General features: G+C 71.9%; 22 protein-coding genes. 7 read left to right on the top strand and 15 right to left on the bottom strand.

Annotated elements, in window-relative coordinates; genetic code table 11:
* Positions 1 to 66: 66 nt before the first annotated feature.
* The 3 genes from F4X11_12135 to F4X11_12125 all read right to left on the bottom strand — a co-directional run bounded on the left by F4X11_12135 (position 67) and on the right by F4X11_12125 (position 1064).
* Positions 67 to 405: an ASCH domain-containing protein gene (locus F4X11_12135; protein ID MYN65762.1), complete on the bottom strand. Its 339-nt coding sequence runs from the start codon at positions 403 to 405 to the stop codon at positions 67 to 69.
* A gap of 176 nt (positions 406 to 581) precedes the next feature.
* On the bottom strand, positions 582 to 836 hold the full coding sequence (locus F4X11_12130; GenBank protein MYN65761.1) for a hypothetical protein: 255 nt from the start codon (positions 834 to 836) through the stop codon (positions 582 to 584).
* Between the two features lie 3 nt (positions 837 to 839).
* On the bottom strand, positions 840 to 1064 hold the full coding sequence (locus tag F4X11_12125; protein MYN65760.1) for a hypothetical protein: 225 nt from the start codon (positions 1062 to 1064) through the stop codon (positions 840 to 842).
* A gap of 417 nt (positions 1065 to 1481) precedes the next feature.
* Here F4X11_12125 and F4X11_12120 point away from each other — a divergent pair, with 417 nt between their 5' ends.
* The 5 genes from F4X11_12120 (at position 1482) to F4X11_12100 (ending at position 5234) form a co-directional block, all read left to right on the top strand.
* Entirely contained in the window at positions 1482 to 1778 is a 297-nt protein-coding gene (locus tag F4X11_12120) for a hypothetical protein (protein ID MYN65759.1), read from the top strand.
* 104 nt (positions 1779 to 1882) lie between these two features.
* Positions 1883 to 2377, top strand: coding sequence for an SRPBCC domain-containing protein (locus F4X11_12115; protein ID MYN65758.1), 495 nt, complete (start codon positions 1883 to 1885; stop codon positions 2375 to 2377).
* Positions 2378 to 2406: 29 nt separating this feature from the next.
* Positions 2407 to 3591, top strand: coding sequence for an FAD-binding oxidoreductase (locus tag F4X11_12110; GenBank protein ID MYN65757.1), 1185 nt, complete (start codon positions 2407 to 2409; stop codon positions 3589 to 3591).
* A 12-nt stretch (positions 3592 to 3603) separates the two neighbouring features.
* Positions 3604 to 3876 carry a hypothetical protein gene (locus tag F4X11_12105; protein ID MYN65756.1) on the top strand — a complete coding sequence of 91 codons (273 nt, stop codon included), beginning with the start codon at positions 3604 to 3606 and terminating at the stop codon, positions 3874 to 3876.
* Positions 3873 to 5234: an amidase gene (locus tag F4X11_12100; GenBank protein ID MYN65755.1), complete on the top strand. Its 1362-nt coding sequence runs from the start codon at positions 3873 to 3875 to the stop codon at positions 5232 to 5234. The genes F4X11_12105 and F4X11_12100 overlap by 4 nt, the downstream gene beginning before the upstream one ends.
* Positions 5235 to 5246: 12 nt before the next feature.
* Here the strand turns inward: F4X11_12100 and F4X11_12095 are convergent, their stop codons facing one another.
* The gene (locus F4X11_12095) at positions 5247 to 5693 is read right to left on the bottom strand and encodes a rhodanese-like domain-containing protein (GenBank protein MYN65754.1); all 447 of its coding nucleotides are present in this window, start codon (positions 5691 to 5693) and stop codon (positions 5247 to 5249) included.
* Between F4X11_12095 and F4X11_12090 the strand changes: the two genes are divergently transcribed.
* The gene (locus tag F4X11_12090; GenBank protein MYN65753.1) at positions 5589 to 6818 is read left to right on the top strand and encodes an abhydrolase domain-containing 18; all 1230 of its coding nucleotides are present in this window, start codon (positions 5589 to 5591) and stop codon (positions 6816 to 6818) included. The two genes, F4X11_12095 and F4X11_12090, sit on opposite strands and share 105 nt — an antisense overlap.
* Here F4X11_12090 and F4X11_12085 read toward each other — a convergent pair.
* From F4X11_12085 to F4X11_12070, 4 genes are read right to left on the bottom strand one after another with little or no spacing between them, the layout of a single operon-like run.
* Positions 6803 to 7012, bottom strand: coding sequence for a hypothetical protein (locus tag F4X11_12085; protein ID MYN65752.1), 210 nt, complete (start codon positions 7010 to 7012; stop codon positions 6803 to 6805). The two genes, F4X11_12090 and F4X11_12085, sit on opposite strands and share 16 nt — an antisense overlap.
* Before the next feature lie 53 nt (positions 7013 to 7065).
* Entirely contained in the window at positions 7066 to 9009 is a 1944-nt protein-coding gene (locus F4X11_12080; GenBank protein MYN65751.1) for an insulinase family protein, read from the bottom strand.
* Positions 8451 to 9767 (bottom strand): insulinase family protein, encoded by a 1317-nt coding sequence (locus tag F4X11_12075; GenBank protein MYN65750.1) that lies wholly within the window; start codon positions 9765 to 9767, stop codon positions 8451 to 8453. The genes F4X11_12080 and F4X11_12075 overlap by 559 nt, the downstream gene beginning before the upstream one ends.
* 10 nt (positions 9768 to 9777) lie before the next feature.
* On the bottom strand, positions 9778 to 10194 hold the full coding sequence (locus tag F4X11_12070; protein MYN65749.1) for a YjbQ family protein: 417 nt from the start codon (positions 10192 to 10194) through the stop codon (positions 9778 to 9780).
* 97 nt (positions 10195 to 10291) lie between these two features.
* On the opposite strand from F4X11_12070, the gene F4X11_12065 reads away from it, so the two are divergent.
* On the top strand, positions 10292 to 10852 hold the full coding sequence (locus F4X11_12065) for a hypothetical protein (GenBank protein MYN65748.1): 561 nt from the start codon (positions 10292 to 10294) through the stop codon (positions 10850 to 10852).
* Positions 10853 to 10858: 6 nt separating this feature from the next.
* On the opposite strand, the gene F4X11_12060 is transcribed toward F4X11_12065, so the two are convergent.
* The 7 genes from F4X11_12060 to F4X11_12030 form a co-directional block, all read right to left on the bottom strand.
* The gene (locus tag F4X11_12060) at positions 10859 to 12463 is read right to left on the bottom strand and encodes a polymer-forming cytoskeletal protein (GenBank protein MYN65747.1); all 1605 of its coding nucleotides are present in this window, start codon (positions 12461 to 12463) and stop codon (positions 10859 to 10861) included.
* 187 nt (positions 12464 to 12650) lie between these two features.
* Positions 12651 to 14003, bottom strand: coding sequence for an acyl-CoA dehydrogenase (locus F4X11_12055; protein ID MYN65746.1), 1353 nt, complete (start codon positions 14001 to 14003; stop codon positions 12651 to 12653).
* Positions 14003 to 14572, bottom strand: coding sequence for an NADPH-dependent oxidoreductase (locus F4X11_12050; protein MYN65745.1), 570 nt, complete (start codon positions 14570 to 14572; stop codon positions 14003 to 14005). Before F4X11_12050 ends, F4X11_12055 begins: the two co-directional genes overlap by 1 nt.
* Positions 14573 to 14606: 34 nt before the next feature.
* Positions 14607 to 15791, bottom strand: coding sequence for a CoA transferase (locus F4X11_12045; GenBank protein ID MYN65744.1), 1185 nt, complete (start codon positions 15789 to 15791; stop codon positions 14607 to 14609).
* A gap of 117 nt (positions 15792 to 15908) precedes the next feature.
* A complete protein-coding gene (locus tag F4X11_12040; GenBank protein MYN65743.1) occupies positions 15909 to 17390 on the bottom strand; it encodes a VCBS repeat-containing protein in 1482 nt (493 codons plus the stop codon).
* A 79-nt stretch (positions 17391 to 17469) separates the two neighbouring features.
* On the bottom strand, positions 17470 to 18750 hold the full coding sequence (locus F4X11_12035) for a VWA domain-containing protein (GenBank protein ID MYN65742.1): 1281 nt from the start codon (positions 18748 to 18750) through the stop codon (positions 17470 to 17472).
* Between the two features lie 64 nt (positions 18751 to 18814).
* Positions 18815 to 19057, bottom strand: a complete 243-nt coding sequence (locus tag F4X11_12030; protein MYN65741.1) for a hypothetical protein — start codon at positions 19055 to 19057, stop codon at positions 18815 to 18817.
* Between the last annotated feature and the right edge of the window lie 164 nt (positions 19058 to 19221).

The raw sequence follows: 19221 nt of genomic DNA, 5'->3' as shown, positions 1-19221 counted from the left end.
AACTCCACCACCAACAGTGACTTATCAGCGATCGGCCTGGAAACTTCCGGCTAGGGCTGGCGGCTACTAGATCCCGAGCTGGCCGGGATCCAGATCGACGTCGTAGACGCCGAGCCTGCCCGTGACGGGCACGTGCTCCACCCGTCGGGGATTCTCCAGCACCCACGCCTTGGCCCCCTGCTGATGCTCGCCCAACGCAGCGCCCTCGTCGGCTTTGACCATCAGTCGACAGTCGACCAGATCGACCATGGCGATGGCGCAGCCGATGGCCCAGACGTTGGGCTCCTTGCACGAGACGATCAGCAGCGGGCCACGGTACTTGGTGCCCTTGTCGCGGATCTCGATTGTCTTCTCGCCCCGGGCGATCAGCTCGGCCCAGGGCTGCTTGACGGAGAGGGCTTTCATCGTCTTTGCTCCTGCTCCAGCTCCTCTCGCCGGAGCTTCGTGTAGAGCGCGCCCAACTCTTCCCTGCTCATCTCCGGCGGTGGCGGCGGTGGGTCGGACGGCGGTGCGGGCGCCGGCGCCCGCGCGCGGCCGGCCCCGACGATCGCGGCGATAGCGCGACTACTGCGGTGATTGGTTCAGCCTCTGGACGTGGCTGTGAATATGCCAGCCAGCGCGCCAACCGCCGCCGAGCCGATTGCCGTAATGCCGTTCGGGACCGACTTGCCGCAGAGAACAGCCACCAGTGAGCACACGATGGAGAGGGAGATTGCGATTCCGAGAGAGTATGCGATTATCCGATAGAACGTCGCATCACCCCTGTAGGCGTCGACGAACTCTGGCCCTCTGGCCTCCGTCGCGTCACCGAGGCTCTGTTCGTCGCCGTCGGCCATCGATCAGGTTCTCGCAGGGATGCGGATCTCCTGTCGCGTCCCGTCGTCGTTGTGGAGAACCAGTCGGCCGTGCTGCCGCTTGACGCGCTCCGCAATGGCTCGGGTGACAGCCAGCGCCGTGCCGACGGCAGACGCCTCGTTGGGAAGACTGTACACCTCCTTGATGAAGCGCATGTCGTCAAGCTGGCGTTCCGTTACACCCAATCGGACCTTTTTGAAGTCGCTCATCGCCCTAGTCTCTCGGTCGCTGATCGTCAAGTCGCTCCGTGTACCACGTGCAGATCCGTACACGCAGTGCATGTTCGTATACTAGCACGTACGCGTCCGTTTTCGCGCACGCGATCCGGGTGCGATCCGCGTCCGTTTTCGCGAGGCGCTTCGCGTGCGCGCGTGGACCCGCATTCACGATCAGTTTACGCGTACATGAACGCGTCCGTTTCCGCGCACGTGATCAAGGTACGTGATCCACGTGCGCGGTACGAGATCGAAACCCTTGACATTGCGGCCGAGATCTGGCACGCGCGTTCAATGCCTACGGCATTGAGCATGCGCGCGTACGCGTGTGGGCGCGCAGTCACGTACGTGACTGCGGTTCGAGTTCAGGGAGCATGTGCGGATCGGAACCCTTGCGGAATCGGAGTTCGGATGGATCCAGATGTCATCAACTCGATCGGCCTGGCGCTCGACATCGCTGGCGTGGTCCTGCTGTTCCGGTTCGGGTTGCCGAGCGATGTCGTGCATCCTGACAGGGGCGATAGGCTGCTGTTGGGTGGGCCGACCCCCGAGGAGCGTCAGCACCGTGAGACGCGGTGGAACCGCCACCGGTTCTGGTCGCGGCTAGGCCTGGGACTCCTCGTCGTCGGTTTCGCCTTGCAGGCCGTGAGCAACCACGTCGGAGTCCCCGCGGCGATCATCCTTCCAGCGATCCCGTGTCCGCCGTGAGCGGAGGGGGATCCAGATTTCCGATTTCAAACCAGGACACTGCTCCGCGGTTCGTGCGCACCTTGCGCGCCGGTGTTGCGGTGATAGGATTATCGGTCCGGTCCATGGCGAAGAACAAGGGGCTTCGCGTCGAGCGCGCGGTCCGCATCATCGGGGCGCCGACCCGCGTGCTGGCGGCTTTCTTCGATGCGCGGGCCCTGGCGGCCTGGTGGGGCGTCCTCCGCTCGGTGACCACGCCGCGCCCGCTCGGCGTGTACGCGCTGGAATGGGGCGACGGGAAGGGCCTGGACGGCGGCGTCTTCCACGGCACGGTCATGGAGTATCGCCCGGGCCGCGAGCTGTTCGTGGCCAACGCGTACTGGCTGCCGGCCAGCGGAGAGGCGCTCGGCCCGATGGGGCTCGAGGTGACCTGCCGCGTCGACGGGCCCGCGACCCGCGTTCGGGTCCGCCAGAGCGGGGCGGACGACGGGGCGCTCTGGAAGCGCTACCAGGACGACATGAGCTCGGGCTGGGGGCTGTCGCTCGACGCCCTGAAGCGCTACATCGAGGACGGCGCCGCCCCGCGGCGGCCCGCGGACGATCTCCCGCGCCGCGCGTAGCACGACCGGCGTCACGACCGCACCGACTCATGTCCCCTGACCGCATCGTCATCGTCGGCGGCGGGGTCGTGGGCTCCAGCATCGCCTGGCACCTGCGGACCGGCGGCTTCGCAGGCGAGGTCGTCGTCGTCGAGCGCGACCCGACCTATCGGCGGGCCTCGTCGTTTCTCGCCATGGGCGGCGTGCGCCAGCAGTTCGGCTCGGCCGCCAACATCCGCCTCGCCCAGTACAGCGTCCGCTTCTACGAGCGGTTCGACACGGCGATGCGGACACCCGAGCACCGGCCGCAAGCCTGGTTCCGCCAACGCGGCTACCTCTTCCTCGCCAACGACGGGAACGCGGCGCGGTTCGAGCGGCGCTACGCGCAGCAGCGCGCGCTCGGCGCGCACGTCGAACGCCTGGATGTCGACGGGATTCGCGCCCGCGTGCCCGACCTGTTTCTCGACGACGTCCGCTTCGGCATCTTCGGACCGGACGACGGCTACGCCAATCCGCGCGAGGTGCTCGCCGGCTTCCGGCACGCGGCGGCGGCGGCCGGGGCGACGTACGTCACCGGGGAGGTCAGGCGCCTGGAGGTGACCGGCGGGCGCGTGCGCGGCGTGACGCTCGACGGCGGCGTGACGCTCGACGCCCGCGCGGTGGTCAACGCGGCCGGTCCGTTCGCCGCGAAGCTCGCGGCGCTGGCCGATCTCGATCTCCCGGTGACCCCGGTCCGCCAGCACCTGTTCCGCTGCGCCCTGCCGCACCGCTGGCCCTACCGGTTCCCGGTGGTGATCGACCCGGGCGGCGTCCACTGGCGCCATGACGACCCGGTCGCGCCCGGCGATCCGGATCGCATCATCGTCGCCTGCACGAAGCTGGACGAGCCGGCCGGCGAGAACTTCGCCTGCGATGCCGACCGCTGGACCACCGACTTCCGGCCGCCGCTCGTGGCGCGCCTGCCGGCCTTCGAGGCGGCCGAGCTGGTGGAAGGATGGGCGGGCCTGTACGAGATGACCCCGGATCACAACCCGCTGCTCGGCGAGCACCCGGCGCTGGCCGGCTTCCACCTCGCCAACGGCTTCAGCGGACACGGCCTGATGATGGCCCCGGCGACGGGCGCGGCGCTGGCCGAGCTGCTCATGACCGGCGCGTCGGCGCGTCTCGACATCGGCGGGTTCGACCCGGGACGCTTCGCACGCGGCGAGGCGTTCCGGGACGACGCGATGATCTGACCGCGGGACCGCATGCAACTCGAGGACTGGCGCGAGCAGGCACGTCGGGACGCGGCGCGGCGGAGTCTCCCGGACCTCGATCCCTTGCTCGACATGCTGTTCCGGGCCACCCGCGCGCTGCGCGCGGCCGACTGGGCGAGGACCGGCGGGGAGCGGGCCGCGCGTGCCCACGAGACTGCCGGCAACGAGGGGGCGGCCGGCAGCGGGGAAACTGCCGGTCGGCACGCCGACCCGATCGCCGGCCGTGACGGCGCGCCGCCCGCACCGCCCGGGGCTCAGCGATGATCGTGTCGCCCGGCACGACCATCGCCGCGCTGGGATCCCGGCTGCGACGCGGAGAAGTCACCGCCGGGGCGTTGGTGGAAGAGTGCCTGGCGACGATCGAGGAACGCGACCCGGTCCTCAACGCCTTCATCACCGTCCTGGCGGACGACGCGCGGCGGCAGGCGCGGGCGCTCGACGCGGAGCTGGCGCGCGGCCGCGACCGCGGTCCCCTGCACGGCATCCCGATCTCGCTGAAGGACATCGTCGATGCGGCGGGCGCGCCGACCACCGCCGCCTCCCGGCTGCGGGCCGACCACCGCGCCGCGGCGGATGCGCCGGTCACCGTGCGCCTGCGGGCGGCCGGGGCGATCATCGTCGGCAAGTGCAACCTCCACGAGTTCGCGTTCGGCACCACCGGCGAGGAGTCGGCCTACGGTCCGGTCCGCAATCCCCACGCGCCGGCGCACGTTCCGGGCGGGTCGAGCAGCGGCTCGGCGGTCTCCGTCGCCGCGGGCATGGCCCTGGCCTCGATCGGCACCGATACCGGCGGCTCGATTCGCATCCCGGCGTCGTGCTGCGGTGTCGTCGGCCTGAAGCCGACCCACGGCGAGGTCAGCGCCGCGGGGGTCGTGCCCCTGGCGCCGTCGCTCGATCACGTCGGCCCGATCGCGCGTTCCGTCGGTGACGCGGCGCTGCTGTACGGCGCCATGCGCGACGGCCCGCACCGCCCCGACGGCGGCGGGCAGCAGGTCGAACCGCCGGCCGCCCCCCGGCCGCGGCTCGGCATCCCCCGCCGTTACTTTCTCGACCTGCTGGAGCCGGCGGTGGAAGGCGCGTTCGCCGACACCGTGGAACGGCTCGCGCGGGCGGGGTGCCGGATCGACGACGTGGACATCCCGCATGCCGCCGACACCGGACCCGTCTACCTGCACACGCAGCTCGCCGAGGCGGCGGAACAGCATCGGGCCGATCTCGACGCCCGTCCGGACGCCTACGGCCGCGGGGTGCGGCTGCGGCTCGAGCTGGGCCGCTACGTGCTGGCCGAGGACTACGTGCGGGCCCAACGGGGACGGCGCATCCTGACCGCCGAGGTCGACGCGGCGCTCGCGAACCGCGCGGCGCTGCTGCTTCCCACGCTGCCGATCATCCCACCGCGTCTCGGCACGGATCGGATCGCCATCGGGGATGCGACCGAGACCACGCGCGCCCTGACGCTGCGGCTGACGCAGCTCTTCGACGTGACGGGACACCCGGCCATCTCCATCCCGTGCGGGACGGCCGGCGGCCTGCCGGCGGGCGTGCAGCTCGTCGGGCGGCGCGGGGCCACGGCGCGGCTGCTCGCCGCGGCCGCGGCCTGCGAGGGCGCCATCCGCGGCTGACGCGCGACCAGCTCAGCTCTTCGCCTTCGCCCGCAGCTCGTCGTAGCTGCCGCCCGGGGTCGCCGCGGTCTCCACCGGCAGCCCGGCCTCCGCCCAGCCCTCGTGCACCACGGCGCCGGTGGCCCGGTCGCGCGCCCCGCCGAAGCCCCCGAGCACGTTGCTGACGTCGGTGTAGCCGGCGGCGGCGAGGATCTCGGCCGCACGCTGCGAGCGGCCGCCCATCTGGCAACCGATCAACAGCTTCGCGTCCGCGGCCTGCGTGGCCTTGACGACGGCGAGGAAGTCGAGGTTCGGCTGCATCTGGCGGGTGGCCGGGTCGAGTTGCAGCAGCGGCACGTTGAGGGCGCCCGCCGGATGCCCGCTGTCGTATTCGGGCGTCGAGCGGACATCGACATAGGTGTAGCCCTCGTCGGTCTGCAGGGTGCGGGCGTCCTTGACGCCGACTTGTTTCACGCTCATGACCCGCGCATAGTAGCATTGCCGGTCGGTACGGACTTGATCGCACGGCTCTTTCACGAGTGGGAACGCCGTCTGGTCGCGACGACGACCGACCGGGTCGTCCGGCCCTTCGAATGGGGCCTCGACTGGATTCCGCAGGCCGAGCGGTCGGCCGTTGCGCGGCCGGGCCACGGCGCCGCCGCGGGCTCGCCGGCGGATACGTTGCGCGGATGGGCCGCGGACGCCACCGCCCACAGCGAGCGCTTCTACGCGGCGCCGCCGGGCCGCGACTTCCGCTTCGACGGCCGCCAGGTGCGCTTTCCCAGCGCGTTCCGGACGCCGCATCCCGACAACGACACGGTCCACGGGCGGTACTTTCCCGCGTCCTTCCGCCCCGGCGAGTCCCGCCGCGCCGTCGTGGTGCTCCCCCACTGGAACGCGGACCCGAACAGCCACGTCGCGCTCGCCGGCCTGCTCGCGCGGTTCGGGATCAGCGCGGTCCGCCTGAGCCTGCCGTACCACGACGCCCGCATGCCCCCGGAGCTGCACCGGGCCGACTACATCGTGAGCGCCAACCTCGGCCGCACGGTCCAGGTCTGCCGCCAGGCGGTCCTCGACACGCGGCGCGCCGTCGACTGGCTCGAGTCGCGGGGATACGAGCGGATCGGCGTTCTCGGCACCAGTCTGGGATCCTGCCTGGCGATGCTCGCCGCCGCGCACGATGCCCGCATCTCGGCCGCGGCCCTCAACCACATCTCGCCGTACTTCGCCGACGTCGTCTGGGAGGGGCTGTCGACGGCGCACGTGCGGGCCGGACTCGAAGGCTCCATCGATCTGGAGACGCTGCGCGACGCGTGGCTGCCCATCAGCCCGGCGCCCTTCCTCGACCGCATGCGCGGCACGCGCACCCTGCTCGTCTACGCGCGCTACGACCTCTCGTTTCCGGTCCGCCTGTCTCGACAACTGGTCGCCGGGTTTCGCCGGCGCGGGCTGGACCCGGAGGTCTTCGTCCTGCCCTGCGGGCACTACAGCACCGGGGTGGCGCCGTTCAACTGGCTGGACGGATTCGTGCTGATCCGGTTCCTCCGGCGGGCGCTCGGGCCGCTCGGCCGCGGGTCCCGCGGGGATCCTCAGATGTGCAGGTAGCGCAGCAGGTTCCAGACCGCTTCGTAGAGCAACCCGGCGAGCTCGCGGACGAGCGGCGTCACGTCCCCCTCGGTCACGGCATCCGCCACCGTCACGGGCTCGGTGAACAGCAGCCAGATCGTGGCCGCGGCCAGGACGGCGGCCAGCAGCCCGGCGATGCCGACCAGGCTCATGCTCCAGCGGGCCAGTGACATGCTCGGGGGCCTTCAGGAATATAACGAACGAAGACCCGTTCCGGTTTCAACGGTCATCGAAAAAACTCGTCCACCGTCGCCTGCACCGGCTCCCCGAGGCCGAGCGACGCCAGCGACGGCCCGACGTCCGGCGGTCCGACCACCACCACGCGGAGGGCGTCGGGATCGAGGCGGCGTCTCGCCGCGTCCGCCGCGGCGGCGGTGTCGACCGCGGCCACGCGTGAGACGAAGGTCGTGTACTCGTCGTCGGGCAGCTCGAACAGCGCGAGCCGCATCGCCGCGTGCGCGACCTGCCCGGCCGTCTCGAAGTTGCGCGCGAAGCCGCTGGTCAGCCCCGGTCGGGCCGCCGCGAGCTCGTCCCCGGTCACCGGCCGGGCGGCGCGGATGTCCCTGATCTCGCGCACCGCCTCGCGGATCGCGTCCCCGGTCACCGCGGCATCGACCGCCGTCTGCAGCACGAATGGCCCGGGTCGCCGGCGGCCGTCGAAGCCCGTCCGGACCCCGTAGGTATAGCCCCTGGCCTCGCGGAGATTGAGATTGAGCCGGCTGACGAACTGGCCGCCGAGCACCATGTTCATGACCATGACGGCCGGGTAGTCCGCGGCGCGCCGCACGACGCCGACATGCCCGATCCGCAGCTCGGACTGGACCGCGCCGTCGCGCGGCACGAACGTGAGGCGGCCGTTCGCTGGCTCGGCCGGCGCCGCACCCGTCTCGGCGGGCGCGGCGTCCCGGCCCGCGGCGAGCGCGTCGTGCGGAACGCCGGACGCGAGCGACGCCAGCTCCGCCTCCGGCGCGCGCCCCCGACCGCCCGCCCTGATGAGGGTCCATCTCGCCGGCGCGTAGTGGACGGCATGGAACGCCCGCACGTCGTCGAGGGTCGTTCGCGCGAGCGACGTCTCGGTACCGGCCGGCGTATGCCCGTAGGGATGCCGTCCATAGACCGACCGCAGGAATGCGCGCTCGGCGGCCGCGGCGGCCACGTGGCGCCTCTGCGCTATGCGGCTGATCCGCAGCGTCCGGATCCGTTCGACCTCCTCCGGGTCGAAGCGCGGCTCGGTGGCCAGCTCGATCAGCAGCGCCAGGGCGTCCCGGGCGTGGCGCGCGAGCGCGGTGATGGACAGCACGGTGGCGTCGCTCGTGACGTCGGTTCCGAGCCGCCCCCCGATCCGGCCGAGCTCGTCGTACAGCTCGATTCCCGAGCGCCGCCGCGTGCCGTCGTCCAGCAGATCCGCCGTGAAGGCGGCGAGTCCCTCGCGGCCCGGCGGATCCGCCGCCGAGCCGGACGGAACCAGCAGCACGAAGCCGATCAGGTCCGTCTCGTGGTGATCGACGCTCCACAGCCGGACGCCGTTCGGCAGGGTTTCGCGCTCGATGGCGGGAAACCGCAACGGCGCCGGCGCGCCCACGGGCGGCAACGCGCTTCTGTCGACCGCCACTACCGGGTCTCCACCGGTGTCGAGCCGGGCAGCGCGGCGTCGGCGCGGCCGGCCGGGACGACGCTGAGCGCGACCCGCGAGTCCGCCCCGAGCTCGGCGGAGACGGCGGCGGCCACGCTCTCGGGCGTCGCCTCCACGTAGCGGTCGAAGTCCGCCGAGGCGTAGTCGGGCGTGCCGGTATAGACGTTGTACGTGTTCAGCAGGTCGGACCGGCCGCCGAAGCCCCCGACGGACTGCCGCTGCCACGCGTGGTCCGCCTCCGCCAGGTTGCGGGCGCGCTCGAGCTCCGCCAAGGTCGGGCCGTCCGCCGCGAGCCGGTCGATCTCGGCCCGGATGGCGGCCTCGATCGCGTCCAGCCCGCAGTCCGGGGCCGCGGTCGCGACCACGCTGAAGTGGCCGGCGATCTCGAGCGAGTACTGGTGCGCCACGACATCCGTGACGAGCCGCCGATCCTGGAGCAGAGCCCGGTACAACCGGGAGGACTTGCCGCCGGCGAGCACCGTCGCAGCCAGATCCAGCTCGGCGTCGCGCGGCCCGAAGAGCCGCGGCGTGACCCATCCGAGGTACAGCCGGGGCGACCCCACGCGATCCTCCAGCAGCAGCGCCTGGTGCCGGTCGCCGGCCGCCGGCGCAGGCGGGGTCACCGGCGGCGGCGCCGGTCCCGCGGGGATCTCCTCGAAGTACGCGCGGGCGGCCCCGATGGCGTCGTCGGCGCGCACGTCGCCGGCAATCGCCAGCGACGCGTTGGCCGGATGGTAGTACGTCGCGAAGAAGTCCCGCACGTCGTCGAGGGTCGCGGCGCGCACGTCGTCGGGCCAACCGATGACGGGCCAGTGGTACGGATGGTCCGGCGGATGGTGGGCCGCCGCCAGGGTCATCGACGCGAGCCCGTAGGGCCGGTTCTCGTAGCTCTGCCGCCGCTCGTTCAGGACGACCTCGCGCTGCGTCTCCAGCTTCTCTCGGGTCAGGGCCGGCAGCAGATACCCCATCCGGTCCGACTCCATCCACAGCGCCCGCTCGAAGGCGCCGCGCGGCACCACCTCCCAGTAGTTCGTGCGATCCGCGCTGGTCGATCCGTTCAGCGCCCCGCCCGCCTCCTGCAGCGGCCGGAAGTAGCCGCTGTCATGGTGCTCGGAGCCCTCGAACATCAGGTGCTCGAAGAGGTGCGCGAAGCCGGTCCGGCCCGGCCGCTCGTTCTTGGAGCCGACGTGGTACCAGACGTTGACCGCGACTATCGGGCAATGGCGATCCTCGTGCACGATCACGTCGAGCCCGTTGTCGAGCGTCACCTTGACGTGCGGGATGTCGGCGGGCATGCCGGTCTCGCTATTCTCCGAGGATCTGCACGACCACCCGGCGGTTCCGCGGTCGCGTATCGAGCTCCGCCAGCACGATCTGCTGCCACGTGCCGAGGCACACGCGTCCGTCGGTGAACGGCAGGGTCAGCGACGGTCCGAGCAGCGCGGCGCGCGCGTGGCTCGAACCGTTGTCGTCGCCCCAGCGCTCGTGGTGCCGGTACGCGCCCCGGCGCGGGGCCAGGCGCTCGAACATCGCGTCGAAATCGGACACCGCGCCCGGCTCGAACTCGATGGTCGTGATGCCGGCGGTCGACCCGACGACGGCGACGGTCACGACGCCGGCCGACAACCCGGAATCGGCCACCGCCGCGGCCACCACCCCGGTGATATCGTGCATGTCGCCCTGCCCCGACGTCCTCGCCTCGTGGGCGACGGTGTGCACCATGCCTTCGTTCGGAACCTTCAATCATAGACCGGAATGCGTCGCCCCACGCGACAACGCCGGCGCCGGCGGGATAGAATCCGGAAGCGAACGGGGTTCCATGATGACTGTCCTGCCAAGAAAATCCGAGGCGCTCCCCATTGCGACGGCCTTCTGCCTGGCGGTTCTGCTGATGCCGACCGGGCGGGCGCAGGAGCCGGCGTTGACCTTCGATCCCCCGGTGGAGTGGATCACCGTGCAGGTCTCGTCGCCGATGCGCGTGGCCCAGTTCGTCCTGCCGAAGTCCGCGGGCGACGCCGAGGACGCCGAGCTCGTGGTCTTCTACTTCGGCGGCGCCGGCGGGTCCGTCGAGGCGAACCTGGAGCGGTGGACCGGCCAGATGCTGCAGCCGGACGGACGCCGTTCGGCCGACGTCGCCACCACCACCACCTTCGCGGTCGGCGACCTGGCGGTGACCACGCTCGACGTGCCCGGCACCTACGCGGCCGAGGTGCGCCCCGGCTCGGGGATGCGCTACCACAAGCCGGAGTTCCGGCTCAAGGCGGCAGTGGTCGAGACGCCCGCCGGTCCGTACTTCTTCCGGATCACCGGCCCGGCGGGAACCGTCGAGGCGTGGGACGCGCGCTGGGTGTCCCTGCTGGAGTCCGTCCGCTTCGAATAGCGACCCTCAACTCTCGTCCCTATTCGCCGGTGGCGCGCCTTCCGAAGCCGGCGGGGGCGCGGAAGCCGGAGGCGCTACGGGCGGCGCGGGGGCCGGCGGCACCGGAAGACTCGCACCCGGCAACGGCGATGGAGACACCCGGTTCAGAATGAAGGCGCCGAGCCCCGCCGTCCACGCCGCGTACTCCAGCAGCAGGCCGAGCAGCGCCAGCAGCACGCCCAGCCCCCGGAAGAACCCGCCGGCAATCCCCAGCGCTTCTCCCGCCAGAGTCGGCAGGAGGATCAGCGCAACGCCGGCCCAGACGCTTGCGTAGGCGGCCGAGCTCGACACGCCCATCCGGCTCCGGACCACGTCGCCGGCGCCGAGCACGGCGCCGCTGAAGCCGACCAGCATGATCAGTCCGGCGGCCATGACGACGAACGGCAGCAGCAGGAGCAGCGGTATCCCCACGATGGAGATCACCGCGACCAGTATCCCGGACACGAGCAAGGGGACCGCCACCATCTGGGCCAGGACGCCGACCACACCGGCCTTGAGCGGCTCGGCGCTCGCGCGTCGGGCGATCCCCTCGACCGGACCCCGGGCCACGAGCACGATGCCGGACGCCAGCAGGGCCAGGATGAGCAGCCGCATCGCCGTCCCGAACAGGTCGTGTCCGCCCCCCCGCCAGCCGAACGGCCAGGGACCGAACCCCCAACCGCGGAATCCGCCGACAGGACCGAAGGCGCGAAACGGATTGAGGTCGGCGAAGCCGATGTGCGTCACCGATCCCCGCAGCGCCGCCGTCGGGGCCTTCCGCAACGTGCCGCCGACGACGGTGACGTCACCGCGCACGTTCGCCTGCGGACCGATGCGAAGCGGCCCGGCAATCACCACGATGTCGCCCGTCACTTCACCGTCGACCGTGAGCGGCCCCAGAATCACCGTCGCGTCGCCCCGGACCCGCTCGTCCCGCCCGATGGTGACCGGCCCGCCAAGGCGGAACACGTCGCGGCGGGTGATCGTCCGGCGCACGGGCGCGTCGTCGGCTTCGGGGGCGGACTCGACGACGGGGTCCGCTGCCGGCCGCCCGGCGGCGGCAGAAACAGCGCCCTGCGGCGCGGCGGCGGCGGGTTGCTCCACGGCGCCGGCCGTCTCGGCGTCGGCCGACGCCTCGAGATCGGCCTCTCGCTCCGCTGCGGCGGCCTGCTCGCCGGCCGAAACCGCCTCGGCTTGCTCGGGCCCGGCCGGGTCCGCTGCGCCGTCTGCCTCGCCGCCGAACAGCGCCTCGCGAGCCGCGTCCGCCAGATACGTGACCCGCAGCACCAGGTCGGCGTCGTCCCCGAACGCGCGCCGCAGCTCGAGCCCGGACACCGGCACGCCGTCCACGGCGACGACACCGTCGCCGAGCGTGATCACGCGCGCCGCACCGTCGGCCGCGGTGGACGTCAACGACAGGCCGTCGAGCCGCAGGTCGACCTCGAATCGCGCGCGGACGGCGTCGGCCAGCGCCTCCTCCTCGGCGGTCGGCGCCGTCTGGCCGGCGACGGCCGGCGCCGCGGAGAACGCAAGCAACCCGATCCAGAAAGCGGCGACGGCGGCTCCGATGCGGCGGCGGTTGGCACTGACCACTGGTCCCTCCCCTGCTCCGACCCTCATCAAGTGACTACGCAGGCGGGGAGCCGCCGGTTTCACCGCGCGGCCCGGCGACCGGCCAGGAGTCTGCGCCGCAGAACGCAGCGAAGCGGAGTGCTGGGGCGCAGAGTCGTGAAGCGGGGGGGATGGGCCGAACGCCGAGCCCGCGAGGCGTTTCGGGGCGCTAACGGCCCCGGAGGCCGAGGGCGTGCTCGGCGATCACCCTGCGGTGCAGCTCGCTCGTGCCTTCGCCCACCTCCAGCGTCTTCGCCTCGAGCAGCAGTCGGCCCACCTCGTATTCCGCCGAGAAGCCGTAGCCGCCGTGGATCTGGATGGCGTCGAGGGCGTTGGCGGTGGCCGCCTCGCTCGCCGTCAGCTTCGCCATCGACGCCTCCACGGAGCAACGCTCGACGCCGGCGTCCTTCATGCGGCCGAGGCGGTAGACCAGCGCGCGCGCCGACTCGGTCCGGCAGATCATGTCCGCGATCTTCTGCTGGATCATCTGGAACCCGCCGATCGACCGGCCGAACGCCTCCCGCTCCCTGGCGTAGGGCACGCTCAGGTCGATGGCCCGCTGCGCCTGCCCCACGCAGCGCGCGGCCACCGAGAAGCGCCCCATGTCGAGCGCCGCCCCGAGGATCGGGAACCCGCGCCCCACCTCTCCGAGCACGGCGTCGTCGCCCAGGGCGACCCGGTCGAAATGGATCGTGGCCAGGTTGTCGCGCTTCAGGGTGCGCATCGGCAGGTCGCCGATCTCGACCCCCGCGGCGCGGGGGTCCACGAGGAAGACGGTGACGCCCCGGTGGCGCGCGGCGGGATCGACCGTCGCCGCGACCAGCAGCAGGCCGGCGTGCGCGGCGTGCGAGATGAACACCTTCGAGCCGCTGAGCGACCAGCCGGCGGCGGTCCGTTCGGCGCGCGTCTGCACCGCCGCCAGATCGCTGCCGCCCCCCGGCTCGGTCAGCGCGGCCGCGGTCAGCACCGACCCGTCGCAGACGCCCGGCAGCCAGCGGTCCCGTTGCGCGTCCGTCCCGAAGCGGACGATGGACCCGGCCACCAACGAGTTGGTCACCGAGACCACCGACGCCACGACCCAGTCGATGCGCGCCAGCTCCTCGCAGATCACCCCGTAGGTGACGACGTCGCAGCCGCCTCCCCCGTACTCCGCCGGCAGCAGCGGCGTCAGGTAGCCGAGCGGCACCAGCTTGCGGATCGACTCCGCCGGGTACCGCTCCGCCCGCTCGTGCTCCTCGACGAACGGCAGGATCTCGCGCTCGGCGAACTCCCGGACGGCGGCGCGCACCTGGCGCTGCTCCGGTGTGAGGTCGAAATCAGCGGTGCGGCTCGGCGCCGTCGGGGCCGCGGTCGTAGTCACGGACATCGGTCTTCCTTGTCGCAATGGCCCGCTGTCGCAATGGCCCGCTGTTGCAATGGCCCGCTGTTGCAATGGCCCGCTGTTGCAGCGGCGCTGTCGCAACGGCCCGCTGTTGCAGCGGCCCGCTCCCGGAAAGGCTCGGCGCGGCGGCCGGGACGGCATCAGACTGCCTGGGTGCGCAGGCCCGCCACCCAACGCAGCGCGGCGGCCAGATCGACCGTTGCCTGCGCGAGCTGCCGGATGCGTCCGGCCAGTTCCGGCGACGGCGCGCCGGGCGCGGTGAAGTCGTCCTTCGTCGCGTAAACGTAGCGCGGCACGATGTGGCAGCGGAAATCGAACATCAGGCTGTTGGCGAGTCCGATGGGCGACATGTAGCTCCGGTGCCCGCCGGCCGCGCAGAGAAACCCGACCGGCTTCCCCCCCCAGGCCTGCCCGGTCAGCTCCACGAAGTTCTTCGCCGCCGCGTTCAGGTCGTAGTTGTAGACCGGCGAGGCGATCAGGACGGCCGCGGCGGCGGCGACCCGCTCGGTGACCGGGCCGATGGACGGGTGGTCGTAGCAGGCCTTCCCGTCGCAGATCGGCATGTCCCACTCGCGCAGATCGAGCAGTTCGTGGGAAGCTCCGATGGCGGCCAGCGCCTCGCCCGCGGCGACGGCCAGCGCGTGCGAGCGGCTGGCGGGGTTGAGCGAGCAAGACAGCACGAGCACCGCGCCGCCGCCGTTGTCGGGCATCGAATTCATCGCGCGCAAGTATAGTGGCGCGCGGTCAGATGACGCCCCGCTCGTGGAGGGCCGCGATCGCCGGGGGCGAGTAGCCCAGATCTTCCAGGATGGCGTCGGTGTGCTCGCCGAGCGCGGGGGCGCCGCCCCGAATGCCGGCCGGCGCCGCCGACAGGGTGAACGGCGTTTCCGCCAACGGCGCCTCGACGTCGGCGCCGGGAGAGGCCACGGACCGCAGAAAGCCGACGGCCTGCACGTGCGCATCGTCGAGCACCTGTTGCGGCGAGAGCACCGGCCCGGCAGGAATGCGCGCCGCGTCGAGGGCGGCAAGCGCCTCCTCCGTCGTCCGCTCTCCGCACCAGGCGGCCATCCGCTCGCTGATCGCCGCGCCGTTGTCGCCGCGCGACCGGTCGTCGGCGAAGCGGGGGTCGTCGAGCCAGTGCGGCTCGCCGATGAGCGCCGCCCAGCGCCGGAACAGCGGCTGCCCGATGCACTGCACCAGCACCCAGCCGTCGCGGGTGCGGAAGGCGTCGGACGGCCCCTGCGTCTGGCTGCGGTTGCCGGTCGCCACCCGGTCCGGCCGGATCATCGCCTGCTCCATCAGCATGCCGTTGGCGATGGTGAGCGCCGAGGCGAGCAATGACGCCCGGACCTGCTGCCCCTGACCGGTGTCGTGCCGCACCATCAACGCCGCGAGCGTGCCCACCGTCGCCACCAGCGCGGTCGTGAAGTCGACATAGGGGCAATAGGCCTTGGTCGGCTCGCCGGGGCGGCCGGAGAGATACATGATGCCGGACATCGCCTGCCCGATCCCGTCGAACCCCAGCCGGTGGGAAGACGGGCCGCCGGCCCCGAACGCCGACACGCTCGTGAGGATCACGTCCGGCCTGACGGCCGTCAGCGCGTCGTAGTCCAGACCGAGCGCCCTCAGCGCGGCATCCGGCAGGTTCGCCACGACGACGTCGGTCTGCGCCACCAGCCGCTGGAGCACGTGCCGCCCCTCCGGCGTGCGCGGATTCAGGGTCATCCCACGCTTGCCGCGGTTCACCTGCAGGTAGTAGGCCCCGTCGCCGGCCTCGGTCACCGGCATGAGAAAGCGGTCTTCCCCGCCCCGCACCTTCTCGACCCGAATCACGTCGGCGCCCAGATCGGCGAGCAGCGCCGCGCAGAACGGCCCCGCGATGAAGCGGCCGAAGTCGAGGACGCGGATACCCTGCAGCGGGTCGGGCATGAGCCAGCTATCTTCGGTAGGTCGCTTCGTTGCGTGCCGCAAACTTCAAGACAGATGGCTGCTTCGATGCGATCCCTGCATCGTGGAGGAACTCGTCTGAGGCCTCTCCCGCCCCACCTACTCCGGCAGCGGAAGCTGGCGGCTCTCCTGCTCCCGCGCCTGGTCGAAGGCCGGCAGCGGCTCGGCGCTGCGCACCTGCTCCAGCCAGAACACGCCGTCGTAGGGGATCGAGTTGCCGCGGGTACCGATGAAGTCGCCGTCGCCGTCGCCGTCCATGTCGCGAACGAGGAACTTGTCGAACATGCCGCGCACGCGCCGCGACACGTCGTGGCGGGTCCAGGCGCCGGTCGGGTCCTCGGGCTGCTCGAACCACGCGAGGCGGCCGGCGCGGTGCGCCGGGGACAGCTCGGTCGCGTCGACGTCGCGCGGGGCCTGGCTGTAGGCGCCGGAGAAGGCGTCGAGACGCCCGTCGTCGTTGATGTCCGTCAGCGCGAAGCCGACCAGCCGGTCGGGCGTCAGGTCGCCGATGACGTGCAGCCCCCATGCGTCGGCGAAGTCGGCCGGCTGCTCCAGCCACGACAGGCCGTTGCGCTCGTCGCGAATGGCGATGTCGATGCGGCCGTCGCCGCTCAGGTCCACGAACTCCATGTTGAAGCCGGTGACGACCGCCTCGGGCTCGATGTCGATGCGGTGCTCGACGAACGCGATCTCGTCCGTGGTCACGTTCTCGAACCAGAAGATCCGCTGCTCCATGCGCGAGCCGCCGATGACGTCGAGGTCGCCGTCGCCGTCCAGATCGAAGGGCTGCGAGTTGATCGGGACGATGACGCGCGTCAGCTCGTGCTCCACCCAGGCATCGCCGTCGAGCGGATCGTCCGGAACCGCGAACCACGAGACCGGGTGCTTCTCGGTCGTGCCGCGGGGCGGGTTCTGGCCCCCCTTGTTGGCGGCGAGCACCTCCGGGCGCCCGTCGGCGTCGAGGTCGGCCAGGAACACTCGAATGTAGGAGCCGCGGTCGAGGGTGGCGGTCGGTATCACGCGCTTCCACCGCTCGGCCCGGCCCTTCGCGCCCGGGTTCTCGAAGTAGATCAGGTGCGACAATTCGCACGCCACGACGACGTCCGGATAGCCGTCGCCGTTCATGTCGCCGATGGCCACGTCCTCGGCCGCGCCCGCCTCCTCGCCCTCGGCCAGCGTGTAGAGGTCCCAGACGTCGGGGTCGTCGGCGCCGTAGGCGATGCGCACGTGCCCGTCCGGCACGCCGTCGTAGGTGGTGTCGGACTCGTGCACGGACACGATGTCGAGGTGCCCGTCGCGGTCGAGGTCGGCCATCTCCAGCCCGTCGCTCCCGGCGAGGGCGACGCCGCCGACCGCCAGGTCGTCGACGATGTGCTCGCGCCAGGAGATGTACGAACCGTCGGCGGCCTTGGCGCGCGTCGGCGTGTCGGCCACCGGGATCGGGCCGTCGCCCGACTGCGCGCCGCCGGCCTTCCCGACCGCCGCGACGACCGTCCAGCCCGCGCCGAGAGCCAACGCCGCCAGAAGCACGACCACGCCTCCGTTGCCGCGCGGCGTCCAGGGTCTGCCGATTCGAGTCACCGCTCCACTCCTCACTGGTTGTCGATGCAGGTCATTCGGCAATGGCCGCCGGGCGGCGGACCGCACGAGCCTCGTCGGCTCAGCGCCCCGCCGCGGCGCCAGCGTCCTGGTGCGTCCGGGCGCCGGGGCAGTAGGGGCACATCCTCCCGGTCGAACCGAGCGCGGCCAGCGGCACGGCAATCGTCCGGCCGATCTCGTCGGGCGCCAGCCCTCGGCAGGCGGGAGAGTGATGATGGACGGTCTCGTCCCCCACGACCCCGTCGGCCACGAACACCGTCGCGGGAGGGAGGTAGTAGCGCGCCGGCGTGGCGCGCACCGTCAGCCGCCGGCGGTTCACCCGTACCCGCAGCTCCTCCGGCGGCTCGTCGAGCGCCGGGCGGTGATAGGTGACCAGGTACTGCGTGTTGAGCTCCGACGCAATCCGTCTGAGCCGTTCGGCGATGCCGGACGTCGACGACACCTTGTAGAGCCGGCCGCCGGAGTCGCTCGGCCCCTTGTCCAGCATGCGCTCGCGCTCGCGGTTCTCCTGCATCCAGCGGAAGGCGCCGGCGCCGGAAGTGATGGTCGCCAGGCCGTTGCTGCGCCCGAAATCCGAGAAGCCGACGCTGCGCAGGCTCGTCAACGCCACGGCGTGCATGACCACGCCGTAGCCCCACAGCCGTTCCGCGACCGCCTCGGCGTCCTGGTCGCGGCTGGCGTCGGGGGTGCTCCGCCCCCGCGCGGGCAGGCCGATCCCCTGGATCGCCATGTCCTGCATGCCGCGTCCCTCGGTGGTCAGCAGTACGATCGCCGGACGCATGGCCCGGCGGGCCGCCAGCTCCCCGGCGGTCTCGTCCACTGCGGCGACCAGGTAGGCGCTGGTCTCGGAGAAACCGGAGAAGCGCTCGGCCGCCTGTCTGAGCAACGCCGTATCGGCGGTGTAGTCGACGACGGTCTGCCGCTGGTCGCCGAACGCGATCAGGCTGATGCGATGCCCCCGCATCTCCTCGACGAACGACACCAGCGCCTCGCGAACGTGGACGATGTTGTTGCTCGCGACCATGCTGTCGTCGACGAGCAGCGCCACGTTGAAGGCGGCCGTCGCCGGCTCGACCCGCAGCACCTCGCGCCGGTCGCCGTCCTCCTCGACGCGGAAGTCGGCCGGGCCGAGCCCCATGACGGGGCGGTCGCGCCTCAGAACGGCGACGTACGCCTGCGCCTCGCCCGCCTCGAGTACCTGGGCAAGGGGCGCGACGCCGGCGGGGTCGGTCGTGGCGACGATGGCCGCCAGCAGTGCGAACAGGAGAAAGCGGGCGCTGCGCAGCCGCGCCGGCCGGTGCGCGGCGTCTCGCCGCTCCGGTGCACGCGGTGGGAAAGCCATGGCGACCTCCTGTCCGGCCGCGCCGCCGCGGCCGAACGCCTGCCGGTTGCGGACTCCGTCCGGACTACGGCGCACTCGGCGCGGGCTTCACGTTGACCGTCACGTTGACCCGCACGAGGTGGACGGTATCGTCGGCCACGGCCTGCAGCACGTAGGTGCCGGGCTCGCTGAAGCCGACCTGCGTCACCGCCCGCCCCGCTTCGCCGACCTCCGGCACCTGCGGGTCGAACGACACGTCGCCCGGCCCCCGCCAGTGCAGCCAGGTGACCGCCAGGCCGTGCCTGGCGGCGTTGCGCGGGTCGACCACCGCCTGCGATTTCGGCCCGCGGCGCGGCGTGCGCTCGGCGAGGCTCGGGTTGGGCGGCGGGATGCCGTCGTCTGCGGGGGCCGTCGGGCGGATTCAAAAAACCAAGAACCCCCAACAAACGCCACAAAAAAGTAAAGGGAATATAGTAGAATAATAAATAAAAG

It is taken from the genome of Acidobacteriota bacterium (genome assembly GCA_009861545.1).
In the GTDB taxonomy this organism is placed as follows: domain Bacteria; phylum Acidobacteriota; class Vicinamibacteria; order Vicinamibacterales; family UBA8438; genus WTFV01.
Note: the sequence above shows the minus strand (reverse complement) of the source record. Positions and strands in the feature narration are given on the sequence as shown.

Excerpts from the sequence above, each read along its gene's own strand:
- F4X11_12135 (MYN65762.1), bottom strand. The coding sequence starts at position 405 with ATGAAAGCCCTCTCCGTCAAGCAGCCCTGGGCCGAGCTGATCGCCCGG.
- F4X11_12130 (MYN65761.1), bottom strand. The coding sequence starts at position 836 with ATGGCCGACGGCGACGAACAGAGCCTCGGTGACGCGACGGAGGCCAGA.
- F4X11_12125 (MYN65760.1), bottom strand. The coding sequence starts at position 1,064 with ATGAGCGACTTCAAAAAGGTCCGATTGGGTGTAACGGAACGCCAGCTT.
- F4X11_12120 (MYN65759.1), top strand. The coding sequence starts at position 1,482 with ATGGATCCAGATGTCATCAACTCGATCGGCCTGGCGCTCGACATCGCT.
- F4X11_12115 (MYN65758.1), top strand. The coding sequence starts at position 1,883 with ATGGCGAAGAACAAGGGGCTTCGCGTCGAGCGCGCGGTCCGCATCATC.
- F4X11_12110 (MYN65757.1), top strand. The coding sequence starts at position 2,407 with ATGTCCCCTGACCGCATCGTCATCGTCGGCGGCGGGGTCGTGGGCTCC.
- F4X11_12105 (MYN65756.1), top strand. The coding sequence starts at position 3,604 with ATGCAACTCGAGGACTGGCGCGAGCAGGCACGTCGGGACGCGGCGCGG.
- F4X11_12100 (MYN65755.1), top strand. The coding sequence starts at position 3,873 with ATGATCGTGTCGCCCGGCACGACCATCGCCGCGCTGGGATCCCGGCTG.
- F4X11_12090 (MYN65753.1), top strand. The coding sequence starts at position 5,589 with ATGCCCGCTGTCGTATTCGGGCGTCGAGCGGACATCGACATAGGTGTA.
- F4X11_12095 (MYN65754.1), bottom strand. The coding sequence starts at position 5,693 with ATGAGCGTGAAACAAGTCGGCGTCAAGGACGCCCGCACCCTGCAGACC.
- F4X11_12085 (MYN65752.1), bottom strand. The coding sequence starts at position 7,012 with ATGTCACTGGCCCGCTGGAGCATGAGCCTGGTCGGCATCGCCGGGCTG.
- F4X11_12080 (MYN65751.1), bottom strand. The coding sequence starts at position 9,009 with ATGGGTCACGCCGCGGCTCTTCGGGCCGCGCGACGCCGAGCTGGATCT.
- F4X11_12075 (MYN65750.1), bottom strand. The coding sequence starts at position 9,767 with ATGCCCGCCGACATCCCGCACGTCAAGGTGACGCTCGACAACGGGCTC.
- F4X11_12070 (MYN65749.1), bottom strand. The coding sequence starts at position 10,194 with ATGGTGCACACCGTCGCCCACGAGGCGAGGACGTCGGGGCAGGGCGAC.
- F4X11_12065 (MYN65748.1), top strand. The coding sequence starts at position 10,292 with ATGATGACTGTCCTGCCAAGAAAATCCGAGGCGCTCCCCATTGCGACG.
- F4X11_12055 (MYN65746.1), bottom strand. The coding sequence starts at position 14,003 with ATGCCGTCCCGGCCGCCGCGCCGAGCCTTTCCGGGAGCGGGCCGCTGC.
- F4X11_12050 (MYN65745.1), bottom strand. The coding sequence starts at position 14,572 with ATGCCCGACAACGGCGGCGGCGCGGTGCTCGTGCTGTCTTGCTCGCTC.
- F4X11_12045 (MYN65744.1), bottom strand. The coding sequence starts at position 15,791 with ATGCCCGACCCGCTGCAGGGTATCCGCGTCCTCGACTTCGGCCGCTTC.
- F4X11_12035 (MYN65742.1), bottom strand. The coding sequence starts at position 18,750 with ATGGCTTTCCCACCGCGTGCACCGGAGCGGCGAGACGCCGCGCACCGG.